The sequence below is a fragment of the Pseudomonas duriflava genome, assembly GCF_007830155.1.
Taxonomy (GTDB): Bacteria; Pseudomonadota; Gammaproteobacteria; order Pseudomonadales; family Pseudomonadaceae; genus Chryseomonas; species Chryseomonas duriflava.
The window spans coordinates 198,129-220,513 of record NZ_VLKY01000002.1 but is presented as its reverse complement, the minus strand read 5'-3'; the positions used below and the strand labels follow the sequence as shown (position 1 = coordinate 220,513).

General features: G+C 57.3%; 22 protein-coding genes and 1 pseudogene. 7 read left to right on the top strand and 16 right to left on the bottom strand.

What is annotated here, in order from left to right:
- Positions 1 to 74: 74 nt before the first annotated feature.
- Together IQ22_RS03440 and IQ22_RS03435 are read right to left on the bottom strand one after the other, a co-directional pair.
- Positions 75 to 1,661 (bottom strand): SulP family inorganic anion transporter, encoded by a 1,587-nt coding sequence (locus tag IQ22_RS03440; RefSeq protein ID WP_145138101.1) that lies wholly within the window; start codon positions 1,659 to 1,661, stop codon positions 75 to 77.
- Positions 1,662 to 1,859: 198 nt separating this feature from the next.
- Positions 1,860 to 2,573, bottom strand: a complete 714-nt coding sequence (locus IQ22_RS03435) for a carbonic anhydrase (protein ID WP_145138098.1) — start codon at positions 2,571 to 2,573, stop codon at positions 1,860 to 1,862.
- 879 nt (positions 2,574 to 3,452) lie between these two features.
- On the opposite strand from IQ22_RS03435, the gene IQ22_RS03430 reads away from it, so the two are divergent.
- Positions 3,453 to 4,091 (top strand): hypothetical protein, encoded by a 639-nt coding sequence (locus tag IQ22_RS03430; RefSeq protein ID WP_145138095.1) that lies wholly within the window; start codon positions 3,453 to 3,455, stop codon positions 4,089 to 4,091.
- A 2-nt stretch (positions 4,092 to 4,093) separates the two neighbouring features.
- Here the strand turns inward: IQ22_RS03430 and IQ22_RS03425 are convergent, their stop codons facing one another.
- Positions 4,094 to 4,960, bottom strand: a complete 867-nt coding sequence (locus IQ22_RS03425) for a universal stress protein (RefSeq protein ID WP_158635406.1) — start codon at positions 4,958 to 4,960, stop codon at positions 4,094 to 4,096.
- A 290-nt stretch (positions 4,961 to 5,250) separates the two neighbouring features.
- Positions 5,251 to 6,312 carry a PA0069 family radical SAM protein gene (locus IQ22_RS03420; protein ID WP_145138088.1) on the bottom strand — a complete coding sequence of 354 codons (1,062 nt, stop codon included), beginning with the start codon at positions 6,310 to 6,312 and terminating at the stop codon, positions 5,251 to 5,253.
- Between the two features lie 280 nt (positions 6,313 to 6,592).
- Between IQ22_RS03420 and IQ22_RS03415 the strand changes: the two genes are divergently transcribed.
- Positions 6,593 to 7,369, top strand: coding sequence for a carbonic anhydrase (locus IQ22_RS03415; protein WP_145138085.1), 777 nt, complete (start codon positions 6,593 to 6,595; stop codon positions 7,367 to 7,369).
- A 96-nt stretch (positions 7,370 to 7,465) separates the two neighbouring features.
- Here the strand turns inward: IQ22_RS03415 and gloA are convergent, their stop codons facing one another.
- From gloA to IQ22_RS03400, 3 genes are all read right to left on the bottom strand, one after another.
- Positions 7,466 to 7,993 carry a lactoylglutathione lyase gene (gene gloA / locus IQ22_RS03410; protein WP_145138082.1) on the bottom strand — a complete coding sequence of 176 codons (528 nt, stop codon included), beginning with the start codon at positions 7,991 to 7,993 and terminating at the stop codon, positions 7,466 to 7,468.
- A gap of 115 nt (positions 7,994 to 8,108) precedes the next feature.
- Complete coding sequence (locus IQ22_RS03405; RefSeq protein ID WP_145138079.1) at positions 8,109 to 9,098, bottom strand: LLM class flavin-dependent oxidoreductase; 990 nt, start codon at positions 9,096 to 9,098, stop codon at positions 8,109 to 8,111.
- A gap of 15 nt (positions 9,099 to 9,113) precedes the next feature.
- A complete protein-coding gene (locus IQ22_RS03400) occupies positions 9,114 to 10,037 on the bottom strand; it encodes a DMT family transporter (protein WP_158635405.1) in 924 nt (307 codons plus the stop codon).
- Positions 10,038 to 10,473: 436 nt separating this feature from the next.
- Here IQ22_RS03400 and ptaA point away from each other — a divergent pair, with 436 nt between their 5' ends.
- Positions 10,474 to 11,640 carry a pyoverdine biosynthesis transaminase PtaA gene (gene ptaA / locus IQ22_RS03395; RefSeq protein WP_145138073.1) on the top strand — a complete coding sequence of 389 codons (1,167 nt, stop codon included), beginning with the start codon at positions 10,474 to 10,476 and terminating at the stop codon, positions 11,638 to 11,640.
- Positions 11,641 to 11,702: 62 nt separating this feature from the next.
- Here ptaA and IQ22_RS03390 read toward each other — a convergent pair whose 3' ends face one another.
- Positions 11,703 to 12,431 carry a glutathione S-transferase gene (locus tag IQ22_RS03390; protein ID WP_145138070.1) on the bottom strand — a complete coding sequence of 243 codons (729 nt, stop codon included), beginning with the start codon at positions 12,429 to 12,431 and terminating at the stop codon, positions 11,703 to 11,705.
- A gap of 429 nt (positions 12,432 to 12,860) precedes the next feature.
- Here IQ22_RS03390 and IQ22_RS03385 point away from each other — a divergent pair, with 429 nt between their 5' ends.
- Positions 12,861 to 13,739: a YihY/virulence factor BrkB family protein gene (locus IQ22_RS03385; RefSeq protein WP_145138067.1), complete on the top strand. Its 879-nt coding sequence runs from the start codon at positions 12,861 to 12,863 to the stop codon at positions 13,737 to 13,739.
- 90 nt (positions 13,740 to 13,829) lie between these two features.
- Here IQ22_RS03385 and IQ22_RS03380 read toward each other — a convergent pair whose 3' ends face one another.
- The 8 genes from IQ22_RS03380 to IQ22_RS03345 all read right to left on the bottom strand — a co-directional run bounded on the left by IQ22_RS03380 (position 13,830) and on the right by IQ22_RS03345 (position 19,109).
- Positions 13,830 to 14,213: a tautomerase family protein gene (locus tag IQ22_RS03380; protein ID WP_145138064.1), complete on the bottom strand. Its 384-nt coding sequence runs from the start codon at positions 14,211 to 14,213 to the stop codon at positions 13,830 to 13,832.
- 89 nt (positions 14,214 to 14,302) lie between these two features.
- Positions 14,303 to 14,674: a PH domain-containing protein gene (locus IQ22_RS03375; RefSeq protein ID WP_145138061.1), complete on the bottom strand. Its 372-nt coding sequence runs from the start codon at positions 14,672 to 14,674 to the stop codon at positions 14,303 to 14,305.
- A gap of 117 nt (positions 14,675 to 14,791) precedes the next feature.
- Complete coding sequence (locus IQ22_RS03370) at positions 14,792 to 15,229, bottom strand: AAA family ATPase (RefSeq protein WP_145138057.1); 438 nt, start codon at positions 15,227 to 15,229, stop codon at positions 14,792 to 14,794.
- Between the two features lie 69 nt (positions 15,230 to 15,298).
- The gene (locus IQ22_RS03365) at positions 15,299 to 15,874 is read right to left on the bottom strand and encodes a GNAT family N-acetyltransferase (RefSeq protein WP_145138054.1); all 576 of its coding nucleotides are present in this window, start codon (positions 15,872 to 15,874) and stop codon (positions 15,299 to 15,301) included.
- A gap of 314 nt (positions 15,875 to 16,188) precedes the next feature.
- Positions 16,189 to 17,469 (bottom strand): OprD family porin, encoded by a 1,281-nt coding sequence (locus IQ22_RS03360; protein ID WP_145138051.1) that lies wholly within the window; start codon positions 17,467 to 17,469, stop codon positions 16,189 to 16,191.
- A 239-nt stretch (positions 17,470 to 17,708) separates the two neighbouring features.
- Positions 17,709 to 18,326, bottom strand: coding sequence for a glutathione S-transferase (locus tag IQ22_RS03355; protein ID WP_145138048.1), 618 nt, complete (start codon positions 18,324 to 18,326; stop codon positions 17,709 to 17,711).
- A gap of 45 nt (positions 18,327 to 18,371) precedes the next feature.
- Complete coding sequence (locus IQ22_RS03350) at positions 18,372 to 18,701, bottom strand: DHCW motif cupin fold protein (protein WP_145138045.1); 330 nt, start codon at positions 18,699 to 18,701, stop codon at positions 18,372 to 18,374.
- Between the two features lie 66 nt (positions 18,702 to 18,767).
- Positions 18,768 to 19,109 (bottom strand): DUF6970 domain-containing protein, encoded by a 342-nt coding sequence (locus tag IQ22_RS03345; RefSeq protein ID WP_145138042.1) that lies wholly within the window; start codon positions 19,107 to 19,109, stop codon positions 18,768 to 18,770.
- 328 nt (positions 19,110 to 19,437) lie between these two features.
- Here IQ22_RS03345 and IQ22_RS24000 point away from each other — a divergent pair.
- The 3 genes and pseudogenes from IQ22_RS24000 to IQ22_RS03335 form a co-directional block, all read left to right on the top strand.
- A pseudogene (locus tag IQ22_RS24000) lies at positions 19,438 to 20,565 on the top strand (HAMP domain-containing protein); the annotation flags it as partial.
- 144 nt (positions 20,566 to 20,709) lie between these two features.
- The gene (locus tag IQ22_RS23995; protein ID WP_425298838.1) at positions 20,710 to 21,423 is read left to right on the top strand and encodes a methyl-accepting chemotaxis protein; all 714 of its coding nucleotides are present in this window, start codon (positions 20,710 to 20,712) and stop codon (positions 21,421 to 21,423) included.
- 24 nt (positions 21,424 to 21,447) lie between these two features.
- Positions 21,448 to 22,365 carry a substrate-binding domain-containing protein gene (locus IQ22_RS03335; RefSeq protein ID WP_145138036.1) on the top strand — a complete coding sequence of 306 codons (918 nt, stop codon included), beginning with the start codon at positions 21,448 to 21,450 and terminating at the stop codon, positions 22,363 to 22,365.
- Positions 22,366 to 22,385: the final 20 nt, after the last annotated feature.

Genomic DNA, 22,385 nt, shown 5'->3' with positions numbered 1-22,385 from the left:
GACGCCTGACAAACAGCGCGCTCGTATCCATGTCGAGCGCGCTGTTTTATTTTCAGCCCTGACAGGGCCCGCCTTTAGACAGGGCTTGCTGCTGAGGTAGACGGTCCGCTTCCCAGCGAAGCCGCATTGTGATGGCAACCTTCCAGGCGACGCTTAAGCGCACGAGGCTCGATCAGAAGCTTCATTCCGCTCGCCTGATGAGTACGTTCCCAGTCGGTCAGCAATTCCATGCAGGCGTGATCAATATAGCTCACCCGATCCAGCGGTACGTGCAAGGTTGTACCCGGCTTTATGCTTTCCAGCACCTGCGTCAGCTTGGGCACCTTCAGGAAGGTTGCCGCGCCGATCATACGCAGTTCCGCCTGAGTTTCGTCATCCTTGTCATAGACCAGGGTGATTTTCAGGCGCGAGGATTTGTATGCCAGGGTTGCGACGGACAGGGCAAAGCCCAGGAGCACGCCGGTCAGCAGGTCAGTGAACACAATGGTCAAGGCGGTTACGGCATAGATGGCGATCGGAGTGCGGCCATATTGCTTGAGGCCTTGCAGGGCCGCCGGGCTGGCCAGTTTTACCCCGGTATAGACCAGTACGCCCGCCAGGCTGGCGATAGGTATCTGCTTCAGCACGAAAGGCAGTGCGGCAACAAAACCGAGCAGCCATAGACCATGCAGGATCGCCGAAGCGCGCGTCTTGGCACCGGCCTGAACGTTGGCCGAGCTGCGGACGATTACCCCAGTCATCGGCAGGGCACCTACGATCCCACACAATAGGTTACCAACGCCCTGAGCTGATAGTTCACGGTTGAACTGCGAACGTGGCCCCTGGTGCATACGATCAACTGCAGCAGCGGACAGCAAGGTTTCAGCACTGGCAATAAAGGCCATGGCCACGGCAGCCATGAACAGCGTTGGGTTAGCCAGCATGCCCAGGTCTGCGAAGGTTACCCAGTCGATGGCATCGCCCAGATTGTCCGGTACGTTGACCCGGTTGACGTTTAATCCCATCCAAAGACTGGCCACAGTAGCGGCCGTGACGGCAATCAAGGCACCAGGCAGGAAGCGCAGGGCCTGTGGTCGCTTTTTCTCCCAGAGCCACATGATGGCAATGGTCGCGATGCCGAGCAGGGCCGCATAAGCACCGCTACCTTCCTGGCCGCCCCACTCGCCTGCCGCCTGAACGGCCGCGCCGGGGAAGCCCACCAGGTTGGATAGGCCTGAGGCTTGTGGCGATGCATCAAGCATCACGTGAACCTGAGAGAGCACAATTAAAATACCGATACCTGCCAGCATGCCGTAGACCACGGCAGGGGAGGTAACGCGGAACCAGGCACCTAGCCGGGCGAAGCCGGCCGCTAGCTGGATAATACCGGCCAGAACCAGAACGGGCCCAAGGGCCTTCATGCCGTGCTGGTTGACCAGTTCGAAGACAAGTACGGCGAGTCCGGCTGCTGGGCCGCTCACCTGAAGCGGCGAGCCGGCCAGAAAGCCGACGATGAGACCACCGATGATACCAGTGACCAAGCCCTTGGCTGGTGGCATACCCGATGCGATAGCGATGCCCATGCACAAGGGCAGGGCTACGAGAAAGACCACCAGCGAGGCCAGGGCGTCGCGTGGAAAGGTCTGCTTGAGCGAAGACGCTGCAGAATGATTTCCGAGCATGGGTCCTATCCTCCAAAAAAATCAAAGACGAGCCTGCGGCACGGCCGGTTGGCAGCACCGATCAAATATCATTTCCGATTGGAGAGGCGGACAACGCCCATGCTGCATGCAGCCGAAGGCCTCGCCTCGACGGCCAGCGTTCTTGTTTTTGTTATGGGAGCTGGCACCTCGGCGTAGTGGTCACGCCGAGGTTGTTTATCAGAGTGATGTCAAACGCGCACGCGGTGTGGCGATAGGCATTGGGCCTTCGCCGTCCAGAGGACGGAAACGACCTTCTATGGCGTCGTACGCTTTGATCTCGCTGGTCTCGATGGAGTAGACCCAGCCATGGATAAACAACTGACCGCTCGCCAGGCGCGAAGCCACTGACGGGTGCGTTTGCAGATGCGTGAGCTGGGCCACTACGTTTTCTTCCGTAACAAACTCCAGCTGGCCGCCATGGGTATGCTCACAACGTTGGTGATCGGCAACCACGGTCTTGGCAATTTCGGCATGGCGTAGCCAGGCTTTTACCGTAGGCATCTTTTCCAGCGAGTCAGGATTGAGTACGGCTTTCATGGCACCACAGTCGGAGTGACCGCAGATGATGATGTGCTTTACACCCAAAGCGGAGACGGCATATTCGATGGCTGTCGACACGCCGCCATTCATCTGTCCATAAGGCGGTACGACATTACCTACGTTACGGGTAACGAACAGATCGCCTGGTGAGCTCTGGGTGATCAGCTCGGGCACGATGCGCGAGTCGGCACAGGTGATGAACATGGCCCGTGGCGCCTGGGCATTGGCCAGTTTCTTGAAGAGTTCTTTCTGCTCAGGAAATACATCCTGACGGAAACGTTTGAATCCATCGACGATTTGTTGCAAGGCTTCGTCTGCAGCAGTGCAGACATTTTGATTTTTCTCGTTCATGGTCCAACCTCGTTACGTGGACATTCCAAAACACTGCCCGGATTTCACAGTGACGCTGCAAATAGTCATTTAAATACATATTTGCTATCCGAGCTCCCAGGCCACGTGTGAATGGGAGGGCCCCAGACCTGGCGTGCTCTAACTCTAGAGCCTAAAGCTTAATCCAGGCTGAACAGAAAAGGCTTAAAACACCTGTTTTAGACATATTTCTAAATTTTTATTGCAATCAATATGCCACTATCTTTTGGGCAATTGCTTGAAATCATTTCATAAAGCAATCGGATTGCGTTGAGAATGACTATCAAGAAGAAAAGACCGCTCTAGGGCACGGTTTTAAAAGGAAAGAGGCCGTTAATCACTGAGCAAAGAATCAGCGGATTTACCCTGTAGTGACAATGCGAAGACTTTTTTGTGACAAAAAAATGTCGCCTTATTCTTGGCTTTGGCTCTAGGACGAATGTTCTAAAGTGTGACGGCCTTCATGGGTGAAACCAGAGGAAAAATTTTAGATAACTTCTTTTTAAACCATATTGATTAGTAACTACATCACAGCCTAGGTCAAAATCCGCGCCTGCTTTTCACTCCAGATGAAAACAACCACAGCGTGTCCGCCAACCTGGGGCTTTTAAAAAGAAAATTGCAGTAAGTGATTATCACAGTGCCTTACGCACCTGAAAATGACCTATTTACCGCCGGTTACGTCTTCGGTGCTACGCAGGCACCAAGCCCTTTATGATTCCCCAAAGTCACTCAAGGCTGTTTGTTTCCTGACCTTCAGTGGGCAGGTTTAGATAGGACGTGGTAGAAGACGAGCGGCGGCGAAAGACAGGCGCGGTGTGCAGTCCAACCGGAATGATCTATAGGCTTCTGGAGACTTCCATGCCCGAGCTACGCCTGATCGATTCCGCTGCACTGCCTTATCTGCTGTCCGTGCCAGACGGTACGCCACCGGAAAGCGGCTGGCCGGTGCTCTGTTTTCTGCATGGATACGACGAGGCCGCGCCCATGCCGATTCACAAAGCCTTGACGCTGCACGGCCCGCTTAATCCCGGCAATCCCGAGCGGGTTCAGGAAACATTCATTATCGTAGCGCCCCAGATGCCTGTAGCCGGAGACCGCTGGTACCGCTTTGCCGGAGCGGTCAAGGAAGTGGTCCTGAGCAGCGTGGACAGCCATCATGGCGACCGTCACCGCCTGTACCTGACTGGCTTTAGTTTTGGCGGCAACGGAGTACTGGATCTGGCGCTCACGCAGAAAGATATTTGGGCTGCGTTATGGCCGGTGGACCTGACGCGTGTCCCCGTCGGCGACCCTGAGCGGCCCGTGTGGATTTCCCTGGGCGAGGTGGCCCGACGCAATACAAAAGGGTTTGTCCAGGCGCTGGATCTGAAGGCTGCGAGTGACGGGCTGGAAGCCGACCGAATCTACCTCGACGAAGGCCAGGACCATGTGGGTTCGGCACGATTGGCCTACCGGGACGCCCGGATCTACGACTGGCTCCTGGCGCGACGGTTATAGCGTCAGGTTGGCGAGTCGCTGGCGGCAGGAGACGTTTTCACCGCGACCACATCGCAGGGCGGGTTACGCAACAGGCTTTCCGCCACGCTGCCGAACAGCGCATGGGACAGGCCTGATCGGCCATGTGTGCCGATGGCCAGCAACTCGGTACGCTGCTCCGTGCATACCTGCCAGAACACCGGGACGGCTTCACCTTGGCACAGCATGGGAGTCAGACGTACGGGCTGTCCACCCGCGGCGGCCTCAAGCGGCTGCATGACGGCCTCAATCGAGCGCAGCAGGTCTTGCTCGGATTGCCCGTGTACTTCCTGATGCGTATCGGCCCCATAAAGGAACCCTTCGAACGGCACGTGATAGGCGTGGATAACATCAATCGACTCCGGATTGAACGTTAGCGCCAGACGCAAGGCAGCCTCGGAAAAGCCCGAGAAGTCAAACCCGACGGCCAGTTTCCGGTAGGGTTGAAAGGCGGGCTGCCGGACCAGCAGAACAGGGCAACTGGCCGCATGTAGAACCTTCCATGCCGTAGATTTATTAAAACGGGACGGGTCGTCCGGTGTAATCTGATGCAGGCCGATCACGATCAGGCCTGCCTCTAGAGTCTCGGCCTGCTCCAGAATAGTCTTTGGTGCCTGGCCAGTCACAATCTTCACCTGCGCATCGCAGCCTTGACCACGTGCGGCCAGATAGGTCTGGAGCTGTTGGGTAGCGTTCAATTCCTGCCGGTCGAAGACCTCCGTGTGCTCCTGCTGCTCAAGCACGTGCAACACGAAAAGGCGTGCTCCACACGTCTTTGCCAAGAGCAGGGCGCGGTCGAGTGCCCGGTCGGACGGGGCTGAAAGGTCGGTCGCGATCAGAATGTTCCGCATGGCACGTTCTCTCAGTGTTGTAAACATCATGATGGACAGGCCTGCACAGGGCCGGGCTGTCCTCCGTGTCTGAACCATTTTCCGGCTCAATTCGTTTTGACCTGTGTGAGGCCCGTTCTCTTCGTATGTGCCTGCTTAATCCGTAACAACGGGTATCCGGCCTTGTCGTCCTGTTCAGCAAACCATTGATGACATAGTGCTCAAGGGGTGTAAGTCTTGTTCTGCGCAGGTTTCTTCAAAAGTTTTCCTCTACCGGAACGGATGTTGTGTCCCGATCTGGTGTAACGGTACTAGAACAACGGCATCTGCCGTCCGGGAGGTTGGAATTGGGTGCAATCCAGCGAGACGCGCTCCTCGCGCCGGTTCAGGCCAAGGCGGCGCAAGGCCACTTTGAAACGCTGTTCCAGAAGATCAGCGAACAAACCTTTACCGCGCATGCGTATGCCGAAACGGCTGTCATAGGCTTCGCCACCGCGGCTCTGACGAATCAGGCTCATCACATGGGCGGCCCGCTGTGGGAAATGAGTGTGTAGCCACTCCTCGAACAGCGGCGCGACCTCTCGCGGCAGGCGTACTAGTACATAGCCAGCCGAGCGCGCACCGGCGTCTCGGGCTGCCTCAAGCAGGCGTTCCAACTCATGATCATTGATCATGGGGATGATCGGCGCGCACATGACACCCACAGGCACGCCAGCCTCGCTCAAGGCCCGAATCACCCGGAGTCGTGCCAAGGGGGCGGCGGCACGCGGGTCGAGAATGCGCTTGAGGTCGTCATCCAGGGTGGTCAGGCTGATACCGATCTTGATCAGCCCGTGACTGGCCAATTCGGTCAGCAGATCGAGGTCGCGCAGGATCAGCGACCCTTTGGTAACCAGGGTAGCGGGGTGCCTATAGCGCAGCAGGACCTCCAACGCCTGCCGTGTCAGGCGATGCTCACGCTCAATCGGTTGATACGGGTCGGTGTTGCCTCCAATGGCGATGGGTTTGCAAACATAACCGGGCCTGGACAGCTCCTGCTCCAGCGCATCCGCCAGGTTGGTCTTGGCGATCAGGCGCGTCTCGAAGTCCAATCCGGGCGAGAGGTCCCAGTAGGCATGGGTAGGTCGAGCGTAGCAGTAGATACAACCATGCTCGCAGCCCCGGTAGGGATTGAGCGACTGCTCGAAGGGAATGTCAGGCGAGGTGTTTCGTGAAATGACGGTCCTGGCGGTTTCCAGGCGTACTTCGGTCGCTTGAGTAAGGGGGACGTCCTGCTGCCAGCCGTCGTCATAGGCTTCCGAATGGGTCGGTGCATAACGGTTGGCCGGGTTACTGGTAGTACCTCGGCCACGGGGAGGTGTTTGGTTGGACATAGGGCGGCCCCTGCATATTGATACTGTTTTTATATACAGTATATCAGGCTGCTTATACTAGCTGTGTTCAGGGGAGCGGTTTGTGTATGAGACGCAAACAGACGAGCCGGATAGCAATAAACCTTGCCATGAAGGAGATAAGCCTCCGTTGCGAGAAATTAGCGACGGGCGAAACGTAAATTGCGTCTATGTTTCAAAATATTTCAAAGACGCGATGAAGTAGCTGTGGTGACCTTCGCTATGATTTTGTCACCATCCATCACTGCTCTTTGAGGCACCCATGGCAACGCGTCGGCTATCTCGTCATCTGCTCGTGTCCCTTCTGTTCAGCCTGCCTTTGCCGGTCCTGGCCGCTAGCAGCCAGTGGACTTATCAAGGGCAGAGCGGCCCCGAGCATTGGGCTGAAGTAGGGTCGTCCCTGGAAAATGCGCTCTGTGCCAAGGGAACGGCTCAGTCGCCTATCGATATCGATCTGCATCATGGCGTTCACCACAAGGCCAACACCCAGAATCTCAAGATCGCCTATATGCGCAGCTCGCTCACCATGATCAACAATGGCCATACGATCCAGGCCACGCCCAGCGGGAAAGATCTGCTGACGTACAAGGGCGATAACTATCACCTGGTCCAGTTTCACTTCCATACCCCCAGCGAGCACCAGTTCAATCACCAGGCCTATCCAATGGAAATGCATCTGGTTAATCAGGACAAGAACGGCCATCTTCTGGTGGTGGGTCTGATGATCAAGGAAGGCAAGGAGAATCAGGAGCTGGCGGCGCTATGGAAGCGCCTCCCACGGGAGGAGGGCAGAGAGGTCCACCTGACGGGTAAGAGCGATCCTGACCTGGGCCGCTTGTTACCCGGGAAGGGTACTGCCAGGCACGTTACTTATCAGGGCTCGCTGACAACGCCACCCTGTACCGAATCCGTGCAGTGGGTAGTGTTCGAACAGCCCATCGAATTATCTCATCAGCAGATCGAGCGGTTTCGCACGCTGTTTCCAGACAATCACCGGCCTACGCAGCAGTTGAATGCACGTTTGGTTGATGAGGAATGAGTTGATGATATTGAAGGTTCATAAGACGACTCGGGCGAGCCGTCTTATGAGCCACTCCAGGGCGCCGACTGAAGATGCGGTGCCCTGGGCGTTTCGTTACACGACAGGCGTGAACTGGATGATTTCGACCCAATAGCCGTCCGGGTCCTTGATGAACGCAATGTCCTTCATGCTGCCGTCGGTCAGGCGCTTCTGGAAAGACACGCCCAGCTCTTCGAAGCGAGCGCAGGCGGCGTGGATATCCGGCACCGCCACGCACAGGTGGCCGAAGCCACGTGGATCGCTGTTACCACTGTGGTAGCTGAAGTCCGGGTCGTCTTCAGTACCGTGGTTGTGTGTTAGCTCCAGCAGGCCGGAGATCGACTTGCGCCAGCGGTGACGCTCTTCCGGGTCGGTCGGAATCTGCGACTTGTCTGCAATCAGCGCCAGAAAGTACAGGCTGAACTTGGCAGCCGGGAAATCCTTCTTTTCCAGTACGGTAAAGCCCAGGACGCGGGTGTAGAAGTCCAGCGATTTCTCGATGTCTTTCACCCGGATCATGGTGTGGTTGTACACATAGTCGGCCGTGGCCGTATCGGGTTGAGCGGTTACGCCCGGAAGGTTGTTCAGTTCGTTCAAGGTCATTTGAGGTTCTCCTGACAATAGATAGCCAGCTTATCACTTCAGCGATTACAGAGGGCCGACTCGTGTGGGTTGAGCGTACATAGCTATACCGTTAATGCTCGCCATAGCGGCTCGTCTACGACTTGATCTGACTCACGATCTCATAGGACCGCAGCCGATCCTTGAAATCATAGGTATCGGTATGGATCAGGAGTTCATTCGCTTCGGTACGAATCAGCAGGTCTTGCAAGCCGGTACGCACGGTATCCGGCCCTCCGATGATTGCTTCGACATAGTGTTCCTCCACGACCGCGCGCTCGGTGTCGCTCCAATCCAGTTCGGTAGAGGGCGGTTTTAGCTGGCCGGATTCACCGCGTGCCCAGTCCAGCGTTCGCCGGTACATCGAGCGTGCCAGATGCCGGGCTTGCTCATCTGTATCAGCCGCAACGACTGGCGCGGCCACAATGACCCGGGGCCTCGGTTGATAATCGGACGGCTGAAAGCGTTCCCGGTAGAGCGCCAGCGCCTCTTGCAGACGAGCCGGGGCAAACTGGGCGGCAAAGGCATACGGCAGGCCCAGCTCGGCAGCGAGTCGAGCGCTGACCAGGCTTGAGCCCAGCAGCCAGACCGGAACGTTTGCGCCCTCGCCGGGAGGAGCACTGAACGCCGGGCCGCTGCGCCGAGTAAGGCATTGCAACAGGTCGCGTACCCGCTCGGGAAATTCACGGCTGGCCTTGATCATGTCCACCCGCAAGGCCTCCATGGTGGCGTAATCCCCGCCGGGCGACCGGCCAAGTCCCAGGTCAATGCGGCCCGGATACAGGATTTCCAGCGTACCGAACTGCTCGGCCACGGTCTGTGGTGTATGGTTGGGCAGCATCACCCCACCGGCCCCTACGCGGATGCGTCGGGTCAGGGCGGCCACCTGGCCGATCAATACGGCTGTGGCCGAGGCGGCGACTCCGTCCATGTTGTGATGCTCTGCGAGCCAATAGCGGTGATAGCCCCAGCGATCCGCATACTCTGCCAGGGCCAGCGTATTACGCAGGGCTTCGCTGACTGATTGGCCAACACTGACTGGGGCAAGATCCAGAATGGATAGGCGGGTATGTGCCACGTCGCGCATGAACTCTCCCAACGCTCAGGCTGTACGGTTGAGCACGCCACTGGCAAGTACCACACCCACCATGAGCAGGCCGCAGCCGATCAAGGCGAACAGACCGGGCACTTCGCCCAGTACCAGGATCGCTGCCAAGGTCGCGCTGGCAGGCGTAATGGCTGTAATGGCTGCCGTGCGCGAGGCGCCCAGGTGACTGACCGCCGTGGCGTAGGTAATCAATGCCACGATGCCCGCCAGAACGCCCTGAATCAAGACCTGCGTGATCAGTACCGTAACGGGCAGGGTACTCAGCTCCGTGACGATGGCGTGCCAGTTGAAGGGCACCCACAGGATCAAGGACCAGAACGCGATAAAGCTTGCTGCGGCTGTGCCGGTCAGGCCAGTCTTGCGGAACGCCACGGTATAGATCGACCAGGACAGCGCCGCGAGCAAGATCATCAGGTGCCCTCGCCACGCTCCGCTGGTCATGTTGAACAGGCCGTGTCCGGTAATGGCCACAACCCCCAGGGCAATCAGGGCAAGCCCCAGGAGGCGTAGCCGCGTGAAGCGCTCACCCAGGCAGAGCGCCGAGAGCAATGCTACGAATAGCGGCAGGCTGCCCGTTAGCAATGGCCCGGCTTCCAGCGCCGGTGCGTAAGTCAGCCCCAGAAGGACCGAAGCCAAGTAGGGAATCCCGGCAAACAGCAGCCCCAGCAGTGCCCAGCGTGAAATACCCTTGGGTACCGGACGCAGCCGCCACCAATAGGGGGAAAGGAGCAGGGCCGCTGTGCTAAAGCGCAAAAACGCCAGGAGTTCGGCACTGACCGGATGCTCGGCATGTACGGTGAAGCGGGTGCTGATGATCCAGGTGGTCCAGATGGCAACCGTGACAAAGGCGGCCATAAAACCGAGGGGTGCTGATGTCGCCGGGCTGCGGTATTCCTGAGCCAGGGAAGAATGGGACATAAGGGCTTCGCTATTAAGGGTGAAGTTGGGAAATTGTACGAGCGGTGGTGCTTGGCAGGTCAGCCTGGACAGGCCCATCTGGACAGTTCCCCAATGAGCGGGGCCCGCCGGCCGTATGGATAGTGGCGAGGCCTACTGCGTGACCTTTTCACGGTGGCCTTTTTTCACGTGAGCTAAATGTAAAAGGCACGCAGTGCTTGTCTAGCAATACTCCTTCCGACTAGTTCTACCAATCTATAGCTAGCTACTCAAGATGTATCTAGGTGTGCACCGCTTCGGTCGAGCCTTTGCACTGCCATGAGGCATAACCCGGCAGCTATGGTCCGGATGTAGGGTTTTTCTAATGAAATCGCCGTTCTAGAGCGGGTACGGCGTTTGCACAGAGCGTGTGGCAGTCCTGCTGCTCCTTTAATTACCGCTACAAGGAACCGCCTGCATGACCGATCTTTCTCGTCGCTCTTTCGTCAGTCTGGCCGCTATGGCTTCCGCCGCTGTTCCACTACTCGGTACACCTTCCCTGGCAACGGCCGACAGTGTCTCTAAGGCCCAGCCCCAGAGCAAAATCCTCATTAATTACAACGAAAACCCACTTGGTCCTTCTCCCAAGGCCCTTGAGGCGATGCAGCAGGGTGTTGGCTTGAGTGGTCGTTATCATTTTGAGAGTCAGACGCGCTTGATCGAGTTGTTCGCGCAGCAGCATAAGATCCCCTCGGATCATGTTCATGCTTTCTGCGGCTCCAGCGAGCCCCTCCAGTACGCTGTCATGGCCTTTACCGGGACGCGCAGCCTGGTGGTTGCAAATCCTTCCTACGAGGCTGCTATGGTGGCCGCGCGGGCCAAGGGCGCACCTGTGCATGAAGTCCCGCTGGATGTCGATCATGCCCATGACATTCCCGCTATGCTGGCGGCAGACAGCCAAGCCGGGCTGATCTATATCTGCAACCCGAACAATCCCACCGGCACCGTGACGTCTCGCCAGCGCATCGAGTTTGCTCTGGCCAACAAGCCGAAGGGCAGTATCCTCATGATCGATGAAGCCTACATTCACTTGTCCAATGAACCAAGCTGTCTGGACCTGGCTGTCGAGCACGACGAGGTCATCGTCCTGCACACGTTCTCCAAACTGTACGGTATGGCCGGGGCCCGCTTGGGTCTGGCAGTCGGTAAGCCAGCGCTCCTGGCAAAGTTAGAAGTGTTTGGCGGCGAAAACGCAATTCCGGTATCCGCTATGCTGGGCGGTATCGCCAGCCTGGAAGACCGGCAACTGGTACCCGAGCGTCGTCGCCTCAATGCACAGGTCCGTGACGAAACCCTCGCCTGGCTGCGCAAGCAGGGCTTTAGCTGTACGGCATCACAGTCCAACTGTTTCATGGTAGATACCGGGCATCCGGGTCAGCAGGTAATCGCCGCGCTGGCTAAGCGCAATGTTGTAATCGGGCGCACCTGGCCAGCGTGGCCTACGTGGGTACGAGTTAGTGTAGGCACGGAGGAAGACATGCGTATATTCCGTGAGGCATTCATCGCGGTGCTAAAGGACCCTGCCGCCTTGGCGCACTACTCGCCTCTGGAGACGCGTGGCGGGCAGATGCAGCGCTTGGCCTAACGCCTTTAGAGGAAGGCCCTGCCTGTAACAGACGTCTTATGCAGGGCTGATTGCTTAGCGGGTCACTCATCCAACTCCGGATAATGTCTGAAGATCCCGGATTCGTTGAGCGGCAGGCGCCTGTCCGAGGCGAGATAGGCCGCAATGTTAGGCCGTTGCGCTACCCGTTCGACCAGGATGACGACCCGCGGCATGTCCACTTCGATCCTTTGCATGGCCTGCGGCAGGGCATAGCGCAGGCCCGATACAACCTGGAACAGTGACAGGTCCGCATAGGTCAGCATGCCGTCCACCAGATAGGTATCTCCCTTGGGGCTGCCTTCGAGCACATGCTCGAAATAATCGAGAAATTTCGGAATACGCTCCTTGATAAAGAACTCCGCACGGCGCTTGGCTTCCACGTGCTGATCTTCGTAGTAGAGCGAGGAGGCGATCGGATGATGCATGTCATGCGCCTCGGACACGAAATCAGCCAGGGTCAGTTGCAGGCTATGCGTCCAAAGGCGCAAGGCCTCGTCGTTCGGAACCAGGCCCAGTCGTGGCCCAAGGAATTGCAGAATATTGGCAACGTGAGACACGATCAGGTCGCCGGCCTTGAGAAACGGCATGGCGAACGGCGGGAAGGGGGTAACCTCGCCGCTCAGATAGGGCTCCATGGCCGGTATGCCCAGCCCCTCTTCCTCGGAGCCGTTACCTACGTCTATATAATCGGCACCGGCTTCTTCAAGGGCCAGGCGAACAAACTCTCCGCGGCCCTGGATGGTCGGCCAGTAGTGCAATTCGTAACGCATCGCTCGTCTCCTGCATTGGGTATATGTCTGGGTGAAGCACAGATAGGACCTGCAAACGAACACTATGTATCGATGGGGAGACGCACCGGATGGCTGGTGCGGCTTAGAGCCTCCGGTCCTCCTTCAGTAATAGCGCTATTTCAAGCGTTTTTAAGGATGAGACAGAACATTTTTTCCCGTTTGTCAGGCCTTCCAGCCGATCTTTTAGCCCTGGCAAACCGGCGTACTAGACAGTATCCCGGCGGGGTGATAACGCACAGATATGCGCCGGACCGTCTATGGTGCGGTTTCCAGAAGCGATTCGTGCGGTGACATCTGTCATGCGCCTCGGTCTATCGCTACAAGGCTATTCCTTCGAAGTTACAAACCGTCGTGACGGTTGAGGGTGATTTGGCGCCAGGCAGCGTACAGACGAGAGAGGTGAGAGAAATGTTAGGGTTCAATCTGCGCGGGGTGGGAGCGTTTACGCTGTTCAAGAAGGCACTCAAGGAATTCAGCGACGATGACATGACGACCTATGCGTCAGCACTGGCTTATCAGATATTCTTTTCGATGTTTCCCTTCATCCTCTTCCTGATTTCGCTGGTGGGCTTTCTCAACCTGCCCAATTTCTTCGACTGGCTCCGTGAGCAGGCCAACCTGCTATTGCCCGGCCAGGCGCTGGAGCAGGTGAATCCAGTTATCGACCAGCTACAACAGAGTGACAAGGGCGGCCTACTTTCCGTGGGGATTATTATTGCGCTTTGGTCGGCCTCAGGGGCGGTTCGCTCTCTAATGACTGCACTCAATACGGCCTACGATGTCGAGGAAGGGCGGCCTATCTGGAAACGGCTACCGCTGTCAGTGCTCTATACCATCGGCCTTGCCGTGATGCTTATTTCAGCAGCTGCCCTGATGGTGACAGGGCCACAAATCCTGAATTGGATGGCAGGCTACATTGGGCTGGAACAGATGTTCATTACTATATGGGCCTGGGCTCGCTGGCCAGTGGCCGTCATACTGCTCATGCTGGCCGTCGCCGTTATCTATTACGTGGCGCCAGATGTAGAACAGGACTTCCGCTTTATTACTCCGGGCTCGGTCCTGGCCGTTATCGTCTGGATCGCCGCGTCACTGGGGTTTGCCTACTATGTGCAGAACTTCAGCAATTACAACGCTATGTACGGCAGTATCGGTACGATTATCATCCTGTTGTTGTACCTGTACATTTCGTCGGCGGTACTCTTGTTTGGCGCCGAGATTAACGCCGTGATCGAGCATCACTCCGACGAGGGCAAAAGAGAGGGAGATAAGAAGCTCGACGGCTAAGGTCAGGATCGACAGCGTGCAGGGGCTATGCTTACAGCACCCTGTATCGTTCAAGCAAGAAGAGCGCCACGTAGTAGTGGCGCTTCAGGTTTATACGTGCACAGCATAGTTCAGCTGAGCTTCGTCCCCTGTAATACCGCGAAAGCCCCAGCAGTGGGCAGGCTGTTCCTTGATGGTGATTTCGATGTCGGTCGGCGTGATAGCCAACTCGGACTCGATACGCTGGAACAGCGCTTTGATCAGGGCCTTTTTCGTTTCGACCTGGCGGCCTTCCATCATATTGATTTCAATGACGGTATAGGCCGGTGAACGATCGCTTGGGTAGTAGAAGTCGTCAGCGGCCAGCGGTACGAAGCGGTGGGCACGCTTGCCTTCTGGCAGGCCAAGCACCTCCATCATGCAACCGTGGATCACTTCGGAAAGCCGAGCCTTATGCGGATTGAGTTGAGCAGCGATGCCGTAAACAACGATCATGGAAGGTCCTTTTCTGTATGGGGCGGAAACGAGGACCTTTGCAGATCGGGACCTGTAAGTACACCTGCCTTTTTGTCCAGGCCGCCCCGTTAGCCTCGTTGCGCCCGGTTGCGCTCGATAGCGCTGGCCAAGGCTTCGATTACCGCTTCTGGATGTTCGACTTCGATAATCAGGCGTTTGTACTGCTCATCTTCCAGGTCGATCACAAGGGCGCCCTCCGCATGGCTGACATCCCAGAAGACCTGCTCGCCTTCCAGGTAGAACGTACCCGCGGTCAGGATGTTGGGAATCTTGGTGCCCGGTGCCTTCCAGCCTTTCCAGGCGTGCAAGACCGTATCGTCTCGGCGGACAGCCAAAATGTGGGCTTGGGGAATCGTTAGCTGACTCTTTAACGCCCACAGCTTGTGGATACCTTTCACTATAAAGATGACATCGTCACCTTCAAATTCAACTTCAACCATCCTGTGCTCCTCCTGCATGAACAACAATGCATGGGCTGCGTTTTCACGGCCTAGTCCATAAGAAACACAGGCGCTCTGAATCGTTCGCTCATCAAGGCAAAAGAGCGGCGAGCTACGCTACGGTCGGTAAGGCGAAATCCGGAAGCGGCCATCTGGCTGAAGCACAACACGGTAGAGTTCATCGAACCCTTCGCTATAGTGCGGCCGCTCCAGGCGCTTGAGCGTGCCGAACAGTCCGGCCGGAGGCACCTGGCGCGCCCGTGCCTGATTGCGAGCCTCACAGCCACGCGGGTCCGGCTCGAAAAAGTATCCCTTTACGGTAAAGCCGGCGGACCGGGCTGGCGCAATATAGCGGGCCCGTTCGGCTGCGGTGGGATTGGTATTGTCGACTACAAGGCGCTGCCGGGCGGCCAAACAGGCTTCCAGCAGAACGCGTTCCCGGTGTTTGGTACGTAGCATGTCCCGGTTGATGCGGACGTGTGTATCAAAAAAGCAGCGCTGATAAAACGTTGACTTGCCAGCCGCCTGGATGCCGATGAACACGATCAGCTCCATGGGCGACCCCTGCTTGAAAACAGTGTGCCAGGGTTCACCGGAACGGCCCTGGCTGGAAAGGAGCCGTAGCTAGCAATCAGGCCAGCGAGCATAAATGCGTGTACTGCATAAGAGGCCATTCAATGTCCGGCGCTCATAGCGAAGCGTACCTTCATAGGTAAAGCCGGCCCGCTCGCAGACCTGGCAGGAGGCGGTGTTTTCATCATCTGTACGAATTTCTAGACGCTGCGCCTTCAAATGTCCCAAGGCCAGTTCAGCCAGGGCGTTGACCGCTTCGGTAACGTAACCCTGGCCCTGACGCGAGGTTCGACACCAATAGCCCATTTCCAGTTTGGGCACTCGCCAGTCGATGTCATGCAGGCTGGCGCAGCCGATCAAGGTGCCGAGTTTCTTATCCAGAATCAGGTAGGTCAGAAATATACGGGCAACAAAGCTGGAGTGGGCATGGCGGCTAAAGCGTTCGGAGCTGTTTACCGACGGCTCTGCCAAGGCCCAGGGCAGCGAAGCTGGAAAGCGGCGCAACGCCTCGAGCGATTCTACAATGGCTTCATAGATCTGGAGCCCGTCGCCGGCATGGGGTACGCGGAGCCGGAGGCGTTCGGTTTCAAGCTGTTCGGGAATATCAAGCAACAAGGGGTCGTTCATGAGCAATCCTTGGCTGAGCGCTGCGGTCGATAAATACCGTCAGGGCCGAATCCTACCGAACGTTTCGGTGGCGAGACGGGGGTTCCAATAGAGTAGACCATCAACCCATGGAAACGTGTGCGCTCCGTGTGTCCTGAATCGCACAATTGCTCATTGCTTCAGCGCTGTATTCGCGAGGGGTAGCGCTTAAGGCATACAGCTCGTGATACATGAAAAACGGGCCTGCCAAGGCACAGCGTCGATCAACGCTTGGCAGGCCAGGGGCGACAGTGGGGTCGCCCCTAGTGTGTCAGACCCGACGAGGGACCCTGGTGTTAGAACACATTGATGGGGTAGTCGACGAACACGCGAACTTCGTTGCCATCATCGTTGTAGCTGCTCACGTTGTTCGAGGTTCGCAGGATCGAACTGCGCAGGCGGATACTCAGGTCCTTGGCTGGGCCACTCTGCACCACATACTGCACCTGATTGAAGAGCTCGCGCTCTTCGCCACGGCCATTGCCAGCGTCGATATGACTGCCCCGTACGTAGGCCACCCGGTAGTTCAGACCCGGCAGACCGTACTCCGTGAAGTCGAGGCCATAGGCGACCTGCCAGGAGCGCTCATCCTTGGCATTGAAGTCGGACCAGTAGGAGTTGGCGAGGTAGATCGTCATGCCGCCGTCGCCAACACCGCCCGCATTCTGATACCAGCCATAGGGATAGCCGATGTCACCCGTGCTGCGCTGGTGAGCCAGGGTAAAGGAGTGTGCGCCGACCGCATAGGTAGCCGCCAGGCTCCAGATGGTGTTGTCGCGGGCATTCGCGTCGCCGCCGTAGGTTTGGGCGAAGTCCCTGTCCAGGCGGGTCTTGTAGCCATTGAAGTCGAATGTAAGCGACCGGCGTGTATCCAGCGGCAGGGCATAGTTGAGGTTGATGTACTGCTTTTTCAGCACGTCCTCCACATCGGACGCATAGAGCGAGCCGGAGAACTGATCAGTGAAACGATAACTGCCACCGATCACATCAATGCTCTTGAGTCCGCCGCTGTCATGGCCACCTGCGCTCTTGCGCGACTCTCTGGTGAAATGGCCCAGATTGAACTCAAGGCCGTCAATTTCCTTGGAGGTGATCAGCGTACCGGTATAGCTCTCAGGCAAGAGGCGCGAGGTGTCGGTATTGAGTACCGGCAGGGCAGGCATCTGGTCGCCGTAGGTGATAACGGTATTGGATAGCCGCGCTTTAACTGCGGCGCCCATCTTGGCGACATCGTCAGCCGCCTCGCCACTGCTGTCCTGCTTGAAAAAGTCGATGCCGCCAGCGCCCGAGCGGCCTTTCCCGCCATCCAGACGCAGGCCGTAAAGAGCAAAGGCATCAACACCGACGCCTACGGTGCCCTGGGTGAAACCGGAGGTGAACGTGGCGGTAACGCCCTGGCCCCACTCGGCCTTGTCTTCATTACCGTGCTTGTAGTCACGGTTCATGTAGGCGTTGCGTAAAAACAGCTTCAGGGTGCTGTCTTCGATGAACCCTTGGGAAGCCGGCGCTTCGCTGGCCAGAGCATGGGTGGTACCCAGCAGGCCCAGAAGAGCCAGCGTGTTTTTCTTGTTCAACATATACTGTTGCTTTCCTTGAAATGAAAATCACAGGCGTACCGTCACCGAGTGGCTTGGCTCGGTGATCGCAAGGGCAAAGCGGAGGCGAGCCGGGAAGGCTCGACGCTGCGTTGATTGGGCGCCTGGCTAAACACGGACCCGAACGCTGGACCTTGAAAGTAGGCCCGGCCTGTCGGGGCCGCACATTGTACTGAGGACGATGCGGGAGGACGACAGACCTGTGCCTGTCGTCCGTACGATCAGCTGAAATTAGCTGCCTGAAAGGCCGGTAGCGTCTCCGCTTGGCGGGAGAACTCGCGTAGCGCCGGGAAATTATCGGGAATGACGCTGTTGGGCAACATGTGCAGGGTAAAGCGCCAGGCGACGGCAACGGTAAGTCCCGCCTGGTCGATGCTCTCTTCTGTCGCGGCAAGAGGCGTCTGACCGAGAGCCGTCTCCAACTCGCCGTAGGCAGCCAGCAGCTGACTGGTGACCCGGTCGATCCAAGGCTCGTGGATTTTCTCGGCGGGTCGCAGCTTGCGTTCGTAGACGATCTGCACGGTCTTCTCACAGGCGGCCAGGGCAAGGCCGATCAGGCGCAGCGCCTGCGCACGTTCGGGCAACGCCGTCGGCATGAGGGTTCGCCCCGAGCCGGCAGCCAGGGCTTCGGCATAGTCGAGAATCAGGGTGGAATCCATCAAGACCGTGCCGTTATCGCAGACCAGTGAAGGGGCTTTCACTACCGGGTTGATCGCCCTGAATTCGTCAAAGGCGCTAAATACCGAAACCGACTTGTGCTCGTAGGGAAGGCCGAGCAGGTTCAGTGAGACGGCGACACGGCGGACGTAGGGCGAGTCGAGCGTTCCGATCAATTGCATGACTTCTCCAGGGTAGGCGTTGCGATGGAAACAGAGGCGGTATGGTCAATCCACAATAAACAGCTTGGCGCCGGTCTCGGTCGAAGAGCGGTGCGGCTCGGCCTGATCGGCTACCTGATAGCTCATGCCGGGTTTAAGCACGAAGGCACGACCATCCTCCAGCACGGTATGCAGCTCGCCTTCAAGGCAGAACAGGATATGACCCTTAACGCACCAGTGATCAGCCCGGTAGCCAGGCGTGTAATCCACTAGACGGACCCGTACCGAACCGAACTGTTGCGTGCGCCAATAGGCCATGCCGCTTTCGCCGGCATGCACGGTAGGTTCGAGCGTTGACCAGTCGGTAACGCCGAAAGGAATGTCTATCAGGTTCATGGCTGCATCCTGCAGAAAGGAGGATTCTTTATAGCCCGTCCCGCGCAGATGTGCACGCCCGAGCGTTCAGGGTGAGGTCCGGAAGTCCTGCCAGACCGGTTCCAGGCGCGGGCGGCCGCTTACGAAGGTAGGGCAGCGCACGTCGAATCCGATCAGGCTGCCGCTTGGGTAGCACAAGAGCTTTCCATTGGCATCATAGAGTTCGCTGGGAATATCGCAGCAGGCCGGCGAGATGTAGTACACCGTTTTTCCCTCCAGTTCGGAGCGCCAGATCGAGCGTGGCGGATTCGCAGGGGGCTGCGCCCCGAATTCGATGATCTTGGCCTCCAGCCACCGGGGCGCATCGAGTGACGCGGAGTTCGTGCAGGCGGAAAGTGTGAGCGCCCACGCGGCGAGTAGCAATCGCATAGCCGGTTCCTGTGCCATTTGAAGGTTGGACAACCGGACAGCCGCCGTGTGCCTTCCGCGTTGTACCTGAAGCAGTAGAGGCAACAACATCCTCTCGGCTCTGTTCGGAAAGCATAGTCTGGCCCTGTCTTGTTGCCGTCTATCCATCTTGTTATTAGCGCAAAGCCCGGCTTTCCAAAGGCTACCGTTCATCCGATCCTGGGAAAGTCAGCTTCTTAGGGCCTGGTTGATAGTTAACTGTTCTGTTTTTACGCCGATACAGTTCAGGCAGACCTTGCATGGCGTGACCCATGCTCTTTAACAATAAAAGACAAGACAGGCATTCCCTATGACCATCCTCCAGCGTGTAGTGGGTGGGTTCGCGCTCTTGCTGATTCTGCTACTAGCCATAGTCGGTATCAGTTATCAGAGCACGACGTCCATCAACAACCGGCTTGCCATTATCACTGGCCAATCTGCGCCTCTGAGCCAGGCAGCAAGTGAGCTGTACGTACATATCCTGCGCGCTAACCAAGCCATGCAGACGGTACTGATCGAAAAGGACGTCGCGACGTTTACCAATGAGAAAAAACCGTTCGAGGAAAGCCTTGAGCGTTTTGGCGATTTGTTAAAAACCATTCCTGGTTATCTGGGTGATAACCCAGCTTTGGGCGCCAACCTGGCTCAGCAGCGTCAGTTGATCGCCGCCTATGCCGAGCAGGCCCGGACGCTTATGAAAACTCATGAGCAGCAGGTACTCCAGCAGAGTCTGGTTAATGTTCTAGACGGCTTTAGTACGGCGCAGAGCAATCGCCTCAAAGATTATTTGCAGGATTATATTGCTCGGCAAAAGGCTTCAGGCGCTGGCGAATACGTTGCAGCGGCCGAAAAACTGCTGTTGGAAGTCAATAAGGCGTATGACGGCTTCGCCGCGCATAAAGCTCTTCCAGACATTGAGCAGCTTATGCGTGTTCTTAATTTGCAGGATGAGGTCATTGGTAAGCGGCTGCGGGACTTCCAAGTCGTCGACGCACGGAGCGGACGTATTGTGGGGATCATGGTCAATCATCTGCTCAACGACCTGACCTCGCAGGACGGCCTGTTCCAAGCCTATCGGCAGGACGCTGCGCTGAAAGTGCAGCTTGCAGCGCAGCGCCAGGCCACCGATGCCAAGCTCCAGGCAACGCTAGACGCTATCGGCATCTTTGGCACGCAAGCCGTTGCCGTGGCCAGCGCGGCGAAAGCCGATGCCGATGCCACGATTGCCACGAGTCGTGTTTTGTTAGTAGTGGCGTGCCTGTTAGCAGTGGCGGCGGCAGCCGTGATTGGTGCCTGGGTTGCCTACAGTTTGCGTCGTCCCTTGGCCGCCTTTCGGCAGGTACTCAAGCAGGTGACCGGGGGCGATATGCGAGTGCGCTTCGATGTGCAGCGCAAGGACGAATTTGGCGAGCTGGGCGGTTATCTCAACGAACTGACCGATACCTTGCAGAACACGATTCGCCAGTTGACTCGCTCGGCTGATCAATTGGCGCAGACTGCACAAGACAATGCCCAGATCAGCGAGCAGACCACGCATGCAGTGGACCAGCAGCGGGATCGTCTGCACTCCGCCGCCTCGGCGATGACCCAGATGGAAAGTACTGTGCAGGAAGTAGCTCGTCGCGCTAACGATACGCGTGGTGCCGTGGATGATACTCGTGATCTGGCCACTAAGGTCCAGCAGCGGGTAGCCGACACCATCGGTGGTATTCGCCAGCAGGCCGAACAGATCAACCGGGCTTCAGTGGTAACCGACGAACTCCAGGGCTATGGGCGGAATATCGACGGGATTGTCGATGCGATTCGTACCATTGCTGAACAGACCAACCTGCTGGCTCTCAACGCCGCCATTGAGGCAGCGAGGGCAGGGGAGCAGGGCCGTGGCTTCGCCGTTGTGGCCGACGAGGTTCGTTCGCTGGCCAGTCGTACTCAGACCTCCACCAGCGAAATCCAGCAGATGATCGAGCAGATGCAGAACAAGATTCATTCAGTTGTGCAGGTCATGAACGAAAGTCAGGCTCAGTCCAATACGTGTGTACACCTAGCCTCTGGCGCTGATGAGCTGCTGGTTACCATGAGCGAGGCGGTTGGCAGCATTCGTGACATGAATATCCAGATCGCCGCCGCGACCGAGGAGCAGAGTGCTACGGTGCAGGAGACTAGCCGGATGGTCACGTATATCAATGATGCGGCTCAGCAAGCCGCCGAGGGGGCCGAACGCACCTCGCAAAGCAGCCAGGATTTATCGCACATGGCCCAAATGCAGCGTGATTTGCTGCATCGCTTCACGGTCTGACGCGAATTAAGCAGGAGTCCGAACATGAAAAGTACATTAAAGATGATTCTGGCTGCCGGCCTGTTTATTGGCAGCCTCGCCCAAGCCGCCACGCCGCTGATTGGCGTGGGCATGGCAAAGTATGATGACAACTTCCAGGTGCTCTTGCGCAACGGGGTGCAAAGTCAGGCTAGCAGCCATGGGGCAGATGTCTTTATGGAAGATGGCCAGGACAACGGTGTACTGCAGCTACGGCAGGTACGCAACTTTATTGCGTCCAAGGTGGATGCCATCATCGTAACGGTAGTAGACATGCAAACTGCCCCAGAGATGACCCGCCTGGCCAACGAAGCCGGAATTCCGTTGGTATTCATCAACCGTAATCCCGAGCCGGCCCAATGGACGCCCAATACAGCCTTTGTAGGGTCCGACGAAATCGAATCCGGCACCTTGCAAATGGAAGAGCTAGCTCGGCGTGCGAATTATAAAGGTAAGGTCGTCGTGCTAGTAGGCGACCCAGGCAACAAAGCCTCTAAGATCCGTACCGAGGATGTCGAGAACGTAGTGGCCAAGTATCCGGAGATGAAGATCATCCAAAAGAAGATTGCCCACTGGCAGCGCAGCGAGGCGGCCCAGTACGTTATGGAGTGGGTCAAGCAGGGAGTGGAGTTTGACATCATTGCTGCGAATAACGATGAAATGGCTATCGGTGCAGTCATGGGGCTTGAGAAGGTTGGTAAGAATCCGAAGGATTATCTTATCGGTGGGATCGATGGCACGCCCGATGCTCTCGCGCTGATGGGCGAAGGCAAACTGACGGTTAGTGTATTGCAGAGTGCAGCAGGCCAAGCCAGCGGCGCGGTGGACGTGGCCATGCGTCTGATCCGTCGTGAGCCGGTACAGGCGTTGAACTGGGTGCCGTTCAAATTAATCACACCGGAGAATCGGTACGAGTTCCAGTAGCCGTTAGCCGGTACTAAAGG

Excerpts from the sequence above, each read along its gene's own strand:
- IQ22_RS03335 (WP_145138036.1), top strand. The coding sequence starts at position 21,448 with ATGAAAAGTACATTAAAGATGATTCTGGCTGCCGGCCTGTTTATTGGC.
- IQ22_RS23995 (WP_425298838.1), top strand. The coding sequence starts at position 20,710 with ATGACCCAGATGGAAAGTACTGTGCAGGAAGTAGCTCGTCGCGCTAAC.
- IQ22_RS03430 (WP_145138095.1), top strand. The coding sequence starts at position 3,453 with ATGCCCGAGCTACGCCTGATCGATTCCGCTGCACTGCCTTATCTGCTG.
- IQ22_RS03375 (WP_145138061.1), bottom strand. The coding sequence starts at position 14,674 with ATGGTTGAAGTTGAATTTGAAGGTGACGATGTCATCTTTATAGTGAAA.
- IQ22_RS03380 (WP_145138064.1), bottom strand. The coding sequence starts at position 14,213 with ATGATCGTTGTTTACGGCATCGCTGCTCAACTCAATCCGCATAAGGCT.
- gloA (WP_145138082.1), bottom strand. The coding sequence starts at position 7,993 with ATGACCTTGAACGAACTGAACAACCTTCCGGGCGTAACCGCTCAACCC.
- IQ22_RS03400 (WP_158635405.1), bottom strand. The coding sequence starts at position 10,037 with ATGTCCCATTCTTCCCTGGCTCAGGAATACCGCAGCCCGGCGACATCA.
- IQ22_RS03350 (WP_145138045.1), bottom strand. The coding sequence starts at position 18,701 with ATGAACCTGATAGACATTCCTTTCGGCGTTACCGACTGGTCAACGCTC.
- IQ22_RS03355 (WP_145138048.1), bottom strand. The coding sequence starts at position 18,326 with ATGCAATTGATCGGAACGCTCGACTCGCCCTACGTCCGCCGTGTCGCC.
- IQ22_RS03370 (WP_145138057.1), bottom strand. The coding sequence starts at position 15,229 with ATGGAGCTGATCGTGTTCATCGGCATCCAGGCGGCTGGCAAGTCAACG.
- IQ22_RS03365 (WP_145138054.1), bottom strand. The coding sequence starts at position 15,874 with ATGAACGACCCCTTGTTGCTTGATATTCCCGAACAGCTTGAAACCGAA.
- IQ22_RS03390 (WP_145138070.1), bottom strand. The coding sequence starts at position 12,431 with ATGCGTTACGAATTGCACTACTGGCCGACCATCCAGGGCCGCGGAGAG.
- IQ22_RS03425 (WP_158635406.1), bottom strand. The coding sequence starts at position 4,960 with ATGCGGAACATTCTGATCGCGACCGACCTTTCAGCCCCGTCCGACCGG.
- IQ22_RS03415 (WP_145138085.1), top strand. The coding sequence starts at position 6,593 with ATGGCAACGCGTCGGCTATCTCGTCATCTGCTCGTGTCCCTTCTGTTC.
- IQ22_RS03385 (WP_145138067.1), top strand. The coding sequence starts at position 12,861 with ATGTTAGGGTTCAATCTGCGCGGGGTGGGAGCGTTTACGCTGTTCAAG.
- IQ22_RS03360 (WP_145138051.1), bottom strand. The coding sequence starts at position 17,469 with ATGTTGAACAAGAAAAACACGCTGGCTCTTCTGGGCCTGCTGGGTACC.
- IQ22_RS03345 (WP_145138042.1), bottom strand. The coding sequence starts at position 19,109 with ATGCGATTGCTACTCGCCGCGTGGGCGCTCACACTTTCCGCCTGCACG.
- IQ22_RS03405 (WP_145138079.1), bottom strand. The coding sequence starts at position 9,098 with ATGCGCGACGTGGCACATACCCGCCTATCCATTCTGGATCTTGCCCCA.
- ptaA (WP_145138073.1), top strand. The coding sequence starts at position 10,474 with ATGACCGATCTTTCTCGTCGCTCTTTCGTCAGTCTGGCCGCTATGGCT.
- IQ22_RS03420 (WP_145138088.1), bottom strand. The coding sequence starts at position 6,312 with ATGTCCAACCAAACACCTCCCCGTGGCCGAGGTACTACCAGTAACCCG.
- IQ22_RS03440 (WP_145138101.1), bottom strand. The coding sequence starts at position 1,661 with ATGCTCGGAAATCATTCTGCAGCGTCTTCGCTCAAGCAGACCTTTCCA.
- IQ22_RS03435 (WP_145138098.1), bottom strand. The coding sequence starts at position 2,573 with ATGAACGAGAAAAATCAAAATGTCTGCACTGCTGCAGACGAAGCCTTG.